This is a genomic window from Streptomyces mayteni (assembly GCF_054783955.1).
Genome location: NZ_BAAGPR010000173.1, coordinates 1 through 10709, shown reverse-complemented (window position 1 = coordinate 10709; position 10709 = coordinate 1). Strand labels below are relative to the sequence as shown.

Annotated in this window: 8 protein-coding genes; 6 read left to right on the top strand and 2 right to left on the bottom strand. The window is 73.8% G+C overall.

Translation table 11 applies throughout. The annotated features are described in order from the left end of the window. On the bottom strand, positions 1-1250 hold a 1250-nt coding region (locus ACYVPE_RS37635; RefSeq protein WP_461038342.1), incomplete at its 3' end, for an aminotransferase-like domain-containing protein. Between ACYVPE_RS37635 and ACYVPE_RS37630 the strand changes: the two genes are divergently transcribed. Next, entirely contained in the window at positions 1249-2184 is a 936-nt protein-coding gene (locus ACYVPE_RS37630) for a DMT family transporter (protein ID WP_461038341.1), read from the top strand. The genes ACYVPE_RS37635 and ACYVPE_RS37630 overlap by 2 nt on opposite strands. 102 nt (positions 2185-2286) lie before the next feature. Continuing rightward, complete coding sequence (locus tag ACYVPE_RS37625; RefSeq protein ID WP_461038340.1) at positions 2287-2496, top strand: DUF1918 domain-containing protein; 210 nt, start codon at positions 2287-2289, stop codon at positions 2494-2496. 517 nt (positions 2497-3013) lie between these two features. On the opposite strand, the gene ACYVPE_RS37620 is transcribed toward ACYVPE_RS37625, so the two are convergent. Next, the gene (locus ACYVPE_RS37620) at positions 3014-4264 is read right to left on the bottom strand and encodes a glycoside hydrolase family 10 protein (RefSeq protein WP_461038339.1); all 1251 of its coding nucleotides are present in this window, start codon (positions 4262-4264) and stop codon (positions 3014-3016) included. A gap of 215 nt (positions 4265-4479) precedes the next feature. On the opposite strand from ACYVPE_RS37620, the gene ACYVPE_RS37615 reads away from it, so the two are divergent. From ACYVPE_RS37615 to ligD, 4 genes are all read left to right on the top strand, one after another. Continuing rightward, positions 4480-6777, top strand: a complete 2298-nt coding sequence (locus ACYVPE_RS37615) for a WD40/YVTN/BNR-like repeat-containing protein (RefSeq protein WP_461038338.1) — start codon at positions 4480-4482, stop codon at positions 6775-6777. 519 nt (positions 6778-7296) lie between these two features. After that, complete coding sequence (locus ACYVPE_RS37610) at positions 7297-8154, top strand: 3-hydroxybutyryl-CoA dehydrogenase (RefSeq protein ID WP_461038337.1); 858 nt, start codon at positions 7297-7299, stop codon at positions 8152-8154. A 76-nt stretch (positions 8155-8230) separates the two neighbouring features. After that, complete coding sequence (ku, locus tag ACYVPE_RS37605) at positions 8231-9187, top strand: non-homologous end joining protein Ku (protein WP_461038336.1); 957 nt, start codon at positions 8231-8233, stop codon at positions 9185-9187. Next, positions 9184-10074 carry a non-homologous end-joining DNA ligase gene (gene ligD, locus ACYVPE_RS37600; protein ID WP_461038335.1) on the top strand — a complete coding sequence of 297 codons (891 nt, stop codon included), beginning with the start codon at positions 9184-9186 and terminating at the stop codon, positions 10072-10074. Before ku ends, ligD begins: the two co-directional genes overlap by 4 nt. The last annotated feature ends 635 nt before the right edge of the window (positions 10075-10709 follow it).

Below are 10709 nucleotides of genomic sequence, written 5' to 3'. Positions count from 1 at the left end.
CCCGGCGGCAGCGGCAGCCACAGGTGGTAGCCGCCGCGCTGCGCCGGCACCGGCCCGGCGGGCCCGGCCGCCAGCGCCCGGACCATCGCCTCCCGCCGCTCCCGCAACTCCCGTGCCACCGTGCGGAGATGACGACTCCAGGAGGGTGTGCCGACGAGTTCGAGCGCGGTCTCCTGGAGGGGACGCGGCACGAAGAAGCTGTCGACGATCTGGATGGCCCGCAGCCGCTCCGCCACCGGGCCGCGCGCCGCGAGCGCCCCGACCCGCAGGCTGGCGGAGGTCACCTTGGTGAGCGAACGGACGTGCACCACCGTGCCGTCGGGGTCCTCGGCCGCCAGGCTGGGCGGCGGCGGTCCCGCGTCCTCGTGGCCGAGCAGCCGGGCGAAGTCGTCCTCGATCACGAAAGCGCCGGCGGCCCGCGCCGCCGCGAGCACCTCGCCCCTGCGGTCCGCCGCGAGCACCGCCCCGGTCGGGTTCTGGAACAGCGGCTGGCAGACGAACACCCGGGCCCCGCTGGCCTCGAACGCCTGCCGCAACAGTTCGGGGCGGACCCCGTCGGCGTCCACCGGCACCGGCACCGGGCGAAGCCCGGAGGCCCGCGCGGCGGCCAGCATCCCCGGATAGGTCGGCGACTCCACCAACACCGGCGCGCCGGGCGGCGCGAGGGCGCGCAGCGCGGTGGTGAGGGCGCTCTGCCCGCCGGCGGTGACTAGCACGTCGGCCGCGCCGACCGCGCCGGCCCCACCGTCGATCTCCCGGGCGAACCAGGCGCGCAGCTCAGGCAGCCCCGCCATCGGCGGCCGCTCCCAGGCGCCGGGCCGCCGGCCCGCCCTGGCGAGCGCGGCGGCCAGTGCGCGCTCGGGGCGCAGCGCGGGCGCGAGATAGCCGCCGTTGAGCTCGATGACGCCGGGCGGCGGGGTCTCGAGGGTGGCCAACACTCCCCCGGCCTCCACGGTGCGCGGCACCTCGTCGGGGGACGGCTCGGCGGTCAGGGCGATCTGCTGCCAGGAGGTGTCGCCACGCGGCGGCGGCGCGGCGCGCGGCCCGGCGCGGAAGGCGCCGGCGCCCGGCCGGGTGATCAACAGCCCCTCGGCGGCCAGCATCGCCAGCGCCCTGGCGACCGTGCCGGGGCCGACCCGGTGCCGGCGCATCAGCTCCCGACTCGACGGCAGCCGCTCACCCGGCCGGTAGCGGTCCAGATCCCGACGGAGCAGCCCGGCCAGCTCCAGTTCACTGCTACCGTGGCTCATGACGGATCAGAATAGCGCTACCGGCCAACGTTCGATAGCGGTGCCGGCCCCGAGCCCGGCCCCCGCGCCGGCGGCGACGGACCGCGGCGGCGTGGTGCTCGCCGCCCTCGGGGTCGTCGCGTTCTCGCTCACCTTCCCCGGCACCGTCTGGGGCCTCGACGGTCTCGGCCCCTGGACGCTCACCTGCGGCCGCGTCGTGCTGGGCGCCGTGATCGCCGTCGGCTGGCTCGCGGCGACCCGCGCCCCGTTGCCGGAGCGCCGGCACTGGCCCGGCCTGGCCACCGTCGCGGTCGGCACCGTGATCGGGTTCCCGCTGCTCACCACGCTGGCCCTCCAGACGTCCTCGACCTCGCACGCCGCCGTGGTGGTCGGTCTGCTGCCGCTCACCACCGCCTGCTACGCCACGGTGCGCACCGGCAGCCGCCCGTCCCGCACCTTCTGGGCCGCGGCGCTGGTCGGCGCCGGCGTGGTGGTCACCTTCGCGATCCAGCAGAACGGCGGCGCCCCCACCACCGCCGACGGCTACCTCCTGCTGGCCCTGCTGCTCTGCGCGGCCGCCTACGGCGAGGGCGGCCGGCTGGCCCGCGAACTGCCCGGCTGGCAGGTGATGAGCTGGGGCCTGGTGGCCAGCCTGCCGTTCGTGCTGCCCGGCCTGCTGGTGGCACTGCTCGCCGAGCCCGCCGAGCTGACCGCCCGCTCGGTCGCGGGCCTGCTCTGGGTGGCGGCCGGCTCCCAGATCTTCGGCATCGCGGTCTGGTACCGGGGCCTGGCCAGGGCGGGCATCGCCCGCGCCAGCCAGCTCCAGCTCGCCCAGCCGCTACTCACCCTCCTCTGGGCGGTGCTGCTCCTCGACGAGCCCCTCACGCCGGCCGCGCCACTGGCGGCGCTCGCCGTGCTGGCCTGCATCGCGATCACCCAACGCTCCCGCGCCTGACGGCTCGGGCACCGCGACGTAGACTGGAAGAGGTGACGTGGATCACAGCGCGACGCCGCGCCCGCGTCGCCGGAACGGCGAGAGGCGACGGGAGGGATCCCGATGCGAGCGAAGACAGGCGACCGGATGATCACACACGGCAGGACCGTGGGCGACGTCGAACGGGTCACCGAGGTCATCGAGGTACTCGGCGACAACGGCCAACCCCCCTTCCGGGTCCGCTCGGCCGACGGCCACGAGAGCGTGGTGTCCCCCGGCCCCGACTCGGAAATCAAGAGCGGCAAACGCCGCCGCCTCCTCGGCCGCGGCTGACCCCGCCAGCCGGGGGCACGAACGTCGGCGGCGGCCGGTACCGGCGAGCCGGCTACCGCCACGGAACACCGCACATGGCAGCCCGGCCATGACCACGCGCCACTGGGATGCCGCCGCCGCGCAGAGCGCGGCTGATGACGGCTGGGCCGGCGGCCCACGCCACGTGACGCGCCCCGACGCGAGCCGGAGATGCCCCGGCGGCACCGGACCTGCGCGGCGTTGAAAGCCCGCGCCACGCGACACATCCCCAGCGCAAGCCGGGGAGCGGCGGCCCGGCGAAGCGGGCACGGCCGGAGGCTGACCCCGCAGAGCGGCGAAAGCGACGAGGCAGCGTCGGCGCCCACGACCCCGTGCCGCACCGAAGCCCAGGCCACCCGACATGCCCCCGGCGCGAGCCAGGGCGGCGGCACCCCGGCAAAGCCGGGCACGGCCACGGGCCGGAGGCCCGCCCCGCGCGGAGCGGCGAAAAGGGCGGGTGGGTGGGGGAAACCCCCGTCACCCCCACCCCCGCGCCGCGTCAGGCGTAGTGGTCCCGCACCACCCGCGACATCGCCCCGAGCGGATCCGCCGCCACCTGCGTCGCCGAGTAGAACACGTTGCCCCCGACCTCCGGATGGTCCGCACACAGCGTCAGATGGCGGGAGAGCTCCGCCGGGTCCTGCCAGGCGGCCGGCTGCGCCCGGTCGCCCACCTTGTAGACGGCCTCGCCGACGTAGAGCGCGACGCCCGTGCCCCTGGCCACCTCCGACCACCAGGAGACCAACTCGGCGTAGTCGGCAGCCGAGTTGCCGATCTCCCAGTAGACCTGCGGCAACACGTAGTCGATCCAGCCCTCCCGCACCCAGGTGCGGGTGTCCGCGTACAGGTCGTCGTACGTCTGCACGCCGCCCGCGGTGTCGGAGCCGAGCGGGTCGGTGGAGGCGTTGCGCCAGACCGCGAACGGGCTGATGCCGAACGGGATCCCCGGCCTGGCCTCCCGCACCCGGTCCGCCATCGCCCGCACCAGCTGGTCGCTGTTGTGCCGCCGCCAGTCGCCGCGGTCGGTGAAGCCCTCGCCGTGGGCCTCGAAGGCCGCGTCGTCGTCGAACTCCTCGCCGGCCACCGGGTAGGGGTAGAAGTAGTCGTCCCAGTGCACGCCGTCGATCTCGTAGGACTCGACGGCGTGGATCATCGCGTCCTGGACGAACTCCCGGACCTCGGGCAGCCCCGGGTTGTAGTAGAGCCGGCCGCCGTACGGCACCACCCACTCCGGGTTCCGGCGGGCCGGGTGGTCGGCCACCAGCCGGCCGGGGTCGGCGTGCATGGCGATCCGGTACGGGTTGAACCAGGCGTGCAGCGCGAGGCCACGGGCGTGCGCCTCGGCGACGGCGAACTCCAGCGGGTCCCAGCCGGGGTCGCGGCCCTGCTCGCCCGTCAGCCACTCCGACCAGGGTTCGTGCGGGGACGGCCAGAACGCGTCGGCCGTCGGCCGGACCTGGAGGAACACCGCGTTGAGGCGGAGGGCGGCCGCCGCGTCGAACAGGGCTGTCAGCTCGGACCGCGCCGCCTCCCGTGAGAGCCCGGGTTCGCCCGGCCAGTCGATGTTGGCGACCGAGGCGATCCACATGCCGCGCAACCCGGTCGGCGCGACGCCGGCCCCGGCCGGCCCGCCGGCGGCCAGCGGCCGCCCGTCGCCGCTGGCGGCTGAGGAGGACTGAGTGAGCGTCAGGGCTCCGGTCAACGTGCCGAGCGTGGCGAAGGCCAGGCTCCTGCGGGTGATGCGTGCCATCGAACTGCCCCCTGTCGTGCCGCCACGTCACCTCTACCCAGCACAGGGTGACGGACTCTCAACCGTAACAGGCGCGTGACACACCCCTTATGCGAACAACATTCGACAGTTAGCATCAGCGGCACGCATATCTGGGAGCGCTCCCACCCCTGCTTTGCCCACCCCCCCTCAACCGCCGCCTGTGTGGCGGTCGACGTACGGAGAGGAGCGCCAACGTGCGCAGAGGGAGACCGGCGACAGCCCTGCTGGCCGGCATGGCTCTCGCCGGCGGACTGCTCACCGCCGCCACGGCGGCCCCGGCGAGCGCCGCGGCCGACCGCGCCCAGGAGATCGGGGCCGAGGTCGAGGCCGCCGCCGACTACACCTGGAGCAACGTCGCGATCGGCGGCGGCGGCTTCGTGCCGAGCGTCATCTTCAACCGGACCGAACCCAACCTGGTCTACGCGCGGACCGACATCGGCGGCGCCTACCGCTGGAACCAGTCGGACCAGTCCTGGATCCCGCTGCTCGACCACGTCGGCTGGGACGACTGGGGCTACACGGGCGTCGCCTCGATCGCCACCGACCCCGTCGAGCCCGACCGGGTCTACGCGGCCGTCGGCACCTACACCAACGACTGGGACCCGAACAACGGCGCGATCCTGCGCTCCTCGAACCGCGGCGAGACCTGGCAGACCACCGAGCTGCCGTTCAAGCTCGGCGGCAACATGCCGGGCCGCGGCATGGGCGAGCGGCTGGTCGTGGACCCGAACGACAACGACGTCCTCTACCTGGGCGCGCCCAGCGGCGAGGGGTTGTGGCGGTCCACCAACGCGGGGGTGAGCTGGCAGGAGGTCACCTCGTTCCCGAACCCCGGCGACTACGCGCCCGACCCGAGCGACACCAGCGGCTACCAGAGCGAGCTGGTCGGCGTCACCTGGGTCACCTTCGACCCGTCGACCGGCTCGCCAGGCAGCCCGACCCAGACCATCTACGCGGGCGTCGCCGACCTCGACCAGAGCGTCTACCGCTCCACCAACGGCGGCGCGACCTGGCAGGCGGTGCCCGGTCAGCCCACCGGCTACCTGCCGCACAAGGGCGTGCTCGACGAGGAGACCGGCGACCTGTACATCGCCACCAGCGACGACGCGGGCCCCTACGGCGGCGCGGACGGCGAGGTCTGGCGGTACGACACGGCCGCCGGCACCTGGACCGACGTCTCGCCGGTAGCGGCCGGCAGCGACCGCTACTTCGGCTTCAGCGGGCTGACCGTGGACCGGCAGAACCCGGGCACCGTGATGGTGACGGCGTACAGCTCCTGGTGGCCCGACACCCAGATCTTCCGTTCCACGAACGCCGGCGACAGCTGGACCAGGTCCTGGGAGTTCAGCAGCTACCCGAACCGCGGCAAGCGCTACAGCATCGACATCTCCTCGGTGCCGTGGATGGACCTCAACGCCAGCCCGCAGCCCCCCGAGGAGACGCCCAAGCTCGGCTGGATGACCGAGGGCATGGAGATCGACCCGTTCAACGCGGACCGGCTCTTCTACGGCACCGGCGCCACGCTCTTCGGCACCACCCAGCTCACCAACTGGGACCGCGGCCAGACCTTCACCATCCGCCCCTACGTGCGCGGCCTGGAGGAGACGGCGGTCAACGACCTGGCGAGCCCGCCGAGCGGCGCCCCGCTGCTCAGCGGCCTCGGCGACATCGGCGGCTTCCGGCACACGAGCCTGACCCAGGTGCCGTCCGACATCTTCCCGTCCTTCGGCACCACCACGGGACTCGACTTCGCCGAACTCGCGCCGGCCACCGTCGTCCGGGTCGGCAACCACGTCAGCGAGAGCACCGCGCCGACCGTCAACTTCTCCACCGACGGCGGCGGCAACTGGTTCGCCGGCACCGCGCCGAGCGGCGCGCACGGCGGCACGGTGGCGGCGGCCGCCAACGGCAGCCGTTTCGTGTGGAGCCCGGAGGGCGCCGGGGTGCACTACTCGGTGGGCTTCGGCAACTCCTGGACCGCTTCCCAGGGCATCCCGCAGGGGGCCAGGGTGGAGGCGGACCGGGTGAACCCGAACCTCTTCTACGGCATCCACCAGGGCACGTTCTACGTCTCCACCAACGGCGGCGCCAGCTTCACGGCCGCCGCCACCGGGCTGCCGACCGGCGAGGTGCGGTTCGCCGCCGTGCCGGGGCGCACCGGCGACGTGTGGGTGGCCGGCGGCGGGCTGTGGCACTCCACCAACTCGGGCACCAGCTTCACCCGGGTCACCGCGATCACCGCCGACAACATCGGCTTCGGCGCGGCCGCCGCCGGCGCCTCGTACCAGACGCTCTACAGCAGCGGCGTCGTCGGCGGGGTGCGGGGCATCTACCGCTCCACCGACTCCGGGGCCACCTGGACGCGGATCAACGACGACGAGCACCAGTGGGCCTGGACCGGCTCGACCATCACCGGCGACCCGCGGGTCTTCGGCCGGGTCTACATCGGCACCAACGGCCGGGGCGTCATCTACGGCGAAACCGAAGAGTGAGGCGGCCGGGAGGGCTCAGGGGAGTCGGGCGAACCAGAGGATTGGGAAGCCCGAGGAGACGGACCACACCCCTGCCGGCCCTCCCCCCTCCTTCGGGGTGGGACATGTCCCCGGAGGAGCGTCCATAAAGTTGGTCTAGCTCGTTCGTGTGATGGTGGCTGTCTGGGCTTGCGGCATCATGAGCCGTTCGGGTTAGCGTGTTCGTACGATCTGGGACGCCAGGTACGGCGCCAGCGTGCGGGCCCCTGCTCCACCAGAGAGATGGTTCAGGGCCTCCCCATCGCCTCTGGCCGCATCCACATGGCCAGGTCGCGCAGGGAGCCGGCCTCCCGGGATCGGACCACGGACAGGATCCGTGTCGCCGCCCCGGGGTCGAGTACGCCGGGGACCAGTGCGCCCAAGACCGTTCGGGGCGTGCGGCCGATCGGGGTCACTCCCGTTCAGTCCATAGGAACGGTAACGTCCTCCCTGCGACGGCGATCATGTGGATGGCGCTCGCCGGAGCAGAAGGGCTGGGCGATGAGCGACATCGAACGTGTCGGAGTGGTGGGCTGCGGCCAGATGGGGGCCGGGATCGCCGAGGTGTGCGCCAGGGCCGGCCTCGACGTGATGGTCGCCGAGACCACAGGCGAGGCGCTGGAGCTGGGCCGCACCCGGCTGATCGGCTCGCTCGACCGCGCCGTGGAGCGCGGCAAGGTCTCGGCGGCTGACCGGGACGCGGCGCTCGACCGGCTGACGTTCACCACCGACCTCGGCGAGTTCGGTGAGCGCGACCTGGTGATCGAGGCGGTGGTCGAGAGCGAGCCGGTGAAGACGGAGATCTTCCAGGTCCTCGACCAGGTCGTCACCCGACCGGACGCCATTCTCGCCTCCAACACCTCGGCCATCCCGCTGGTCAACCTGGCGGTGGCCACCTCGCGCCCCGACCAGGTGCTCGGCGTCCACTTCTTCAACCCGGCCCAGGTGCAGCGGCTTGTCGAGCTGATCCCCGCGCTGACCACCGCCGACGAGACGGTCAGGCGCGCCGAGGCGCTGGTCACCGAGGTCCTCGGCAAGCACGTGATCCGGGCCCAGGACCGCTCGGGCTTCGTGGTGAACGCGCTGCTGATCCCGTACCTGCTGTCCGGCGTCCGGATGTTCGAGTCCGGCGCGGCGACCCGGGACGACATCGACCGCGGCATGGAGCTGGGCTGCGCCCACCCGCAGGGTCCGCTGAAGCTGGCCGACCTGATCGGGCTCGACACGGTGGTCTCCATCGCCGAGTCGATGTACGCGGAGCACAAGGAACCGCTGTACGCCCCGCCGCCGCTGCTGCTGCGCATGGTCTCCGCCGGCCAGCTCGGCCGGAAGACGGGCGCCGGCTTCTACCGCTACTGAGCCCGCCACTCGGGATGCGGACTCCCCCCGCCCGGGGTGCCATGGGTGGGAGAGCGGTGCGAGGAGGTGTCCCGGCATGGCGAGGGCGATCTGGAGCGGCGCGCTGTCCTTCGGCCTGGTGGCCATGCCGGTGCAGCTCTTCACCGCGACCCGGAGCCACACGATCCGCTTCAACCAGATCCAGCGCGGCACCGCCGACCGGGTCCGCAACAAGCGGGTGAACGAGCGCACCGGCGACGAGGTGCCGATGGAAGAGGTCGTCAAGGGCTTCGAGATGGGCGACGAGTACGTCGTCGTCGAGCCGAACGAACTGGACGAGATCGCGCCGGGACGCTCCAAGGGCCTGGAGATCTCCGGCTTCGTCGGCCTCGACGAACTCGACCCCATCTTCTTCGACCGGAGCTACTACCTGGCGCCCAAGGGCCCCGAGTACGCCAAGGTCTACTCGCTGCTGCTCGACGCCCTGGTCGAGTCCCACAAGGTCGGGATCGCCACCTTCGTGATGCGGAACCGGGAGTACCTGGTGGCCGTCCGCGCCGAGGAGGAGGTCCTCACCCTGCACACCCTGCACTGGGCGGACGAGGTGCGCGACCCGCGCCGCGAGATCGGCGACCTGCCGGAGCGGGTGGACATCTCGGCCAAGGAGCTGCGCACGGCCGTCCAGCTGGTCGACGCGTTGAGCATGAAGTGGCACCCGGAGGAGTTCCACGACACCTACCAGGAACGGGTGCTCGAACTGGTCGAGGCCAAGCGCACCGGCGCGACGATCGAGAAGGGCGCGCCGCCGCCGCGCTCCACCAACGTCATCGACCTGATGGACGCGCTCCAGGCCAGCGTCGACAGCGCGAAGGGCCGCCGGGGGGCCACCGGCGAACGCGGCGGCGGGGCGAAGCGGGGGAAGCGGGGGAAGCGGGGGAAGAACGAGCTGGAGGGCCTGAGCAAGTCCGAGCTGTACGAACGGGCCGCCAGGGCCACCATCCCAGGCCGCTCCTCGATGAACCGCGAGGAGCTGATCAGGGCGCTCTCGGCATGACACCGCAGGTGGTCACCGTGGAGGGCCACCGGGTGTCGCTGTCCAACCTGGACAAGCCCATCTACCCGGACGGCACCACCAAGGGCGAGGTGCTCCACTACTACGCCACGCACGGCGACGTGCTCCTCCCCCACCTGCGGGACCGTCCCCTGAGCCTGCTGCGGTACCCGGACGGCCCGGCGGGCGAGCGGTTCTTCACCAAGCACGTCCCGCCCGGCACCCCGGAGTGGGTGACCACCCGCGACGTCCCGCGCTCCGGCGGCGCGACGATGCGGCAGGTGCTGGTGCAGGACCTGGCCAGCCTGGTGTGGGTGGCCAACCTGGTCGTCGAACTGCACACCCCGCAGTGGCTCGCCACCGCCCCGGGCCGCGCCGACCGCCTGGTCCTCGACCTCGACCCCGGCGAACCGGCCACCATCGTGGACTGCTGCCGGGTCGCGCTCTGGCTCCGCGACCGGCTGGCGGACGACGGGCTGACCGCCTACGCGAAGACCTCCGGATCCAAGGGCCTTCACCTGTTGTGCCCGCTGCTCCCGACGCCGTCGGCCGACGCCTCCGACTACGCGCGGCTGCTGGCCACGGAGGCCGCGAAGGCCCTGCCGGGCCTGGCGATCGCGGCGATGGCCCGCCGCCTGCGGCCCGGCCGCGTCTTCATCGACCACAGCCAGAACGCGGCCCGCAAGACCACGGCCACGCCGTACACCCTCCGGGCCCGTCAGGCGCCGACGGTGTCGGCGCCGGTGACCTGGGACGAGATCGCCACGTGCGGGGCTCCTGCGGAGCTGGACATCCGCCTCCCCGACATGCCGGGCCGGCTGGCCGAACACGGCGAGCTGCTCGCCGCCCTGGCGACGGGCGAGGGCGCGGCACCCCTCGGCCCCTACTGACCGGGCCCGGGCTGCCCGGCGCTCCACGCGGGGTTGTTCCCCCCACCCACCCGCCCCTACGCGCGCTTCGCGCGGGGTGGGCCCTGACGGGCCCGGGCCTGGCCGGCGCTTGTGGCGGCTGCGCCGCCGGGGCGGGTGCGGCGTGCTTCGCGCGGGCTGTGGTGGCTTCGCCGCCGGGGCGTGGGTGGGTGCCCCGCGCTTCGCGCGGGGTTTTCCCCACCCGCCCGCCCTTTGTTCCGCGCTGCGCGCGGGGGCCCCGGCCGGGGGCCGAGGGCGGCTGCGCCGCCCGGCCCTGCGGGGCTCCGCCCTGCAAGGGGCGTACCGGCCCGGTTACGCCCCCTGGTGGGGGCGCGGGACCCGCCTTCGGCGGCTACGCCGCCCGGCCTCGCGGGGCTCCGCCCCGTAAGGGGCCGGCCCAGGGCGGTTCGCCCCGCCAGGGGGCGCGGGCCCGGCCCACGGCGGCTACGCCGCCGGGCCGCCAGCCCGCTGCCGCGCAAGCCACCCGCCGGGGGCTCGTGGGGGCACCTCCCAGCCGCCAGGCTGGGGGAGGGTGGGCGCGGCACGGCCGCAGGCCGACACGGCCGCAGGCCGACACGGCCGCAGGCCGACACGGCCGCAGGCCGACACGGCCGCAG

Coding starts and splice junctions, on each gene's coding strand:
- ligD (WP_461038335.1), top strand. CDS start 9,184: ATGACACCGCAGGTGGTCACCGTGGAGGGCCACCGGGTGTCGCTGTCC.
- ACYVPE_RS37620 (WP_461038339.1), bottom strand. CDS start 4,264: ATGGCACGCATCACCCGCAGGAGCCTGGCCTTCGCCACGCTCGGCACG.
- ku (WP_461038336.1), top strand. CDS start 8,231: ATGGCGAGGGCGATCTGGAGCGGCGCGCTGTCCTTCGGCCTGGTGGCC.
- ACYVPE_RS37610 (WP_461038337.1), top strand. CDS start 7,297: ATGAGCGACATCGAACGTGTCGGAGTGGTGGGCTGCGGCCAGATGGGG.
- ACYVPE_RS37630 (WP_461038341.1), top strand. CDS start 1,249: ATGACGGATCAGAATAGCGCTACCGGCCAACGTTCGATAGCGGTGCCG.
- ACYVPE_RS37625 (WP_461038340.1), top strand. CDS start 2,287: ATGCGAGCGAAGACAGGCGACCGGATGATCACACACGGCAGGACCGTG.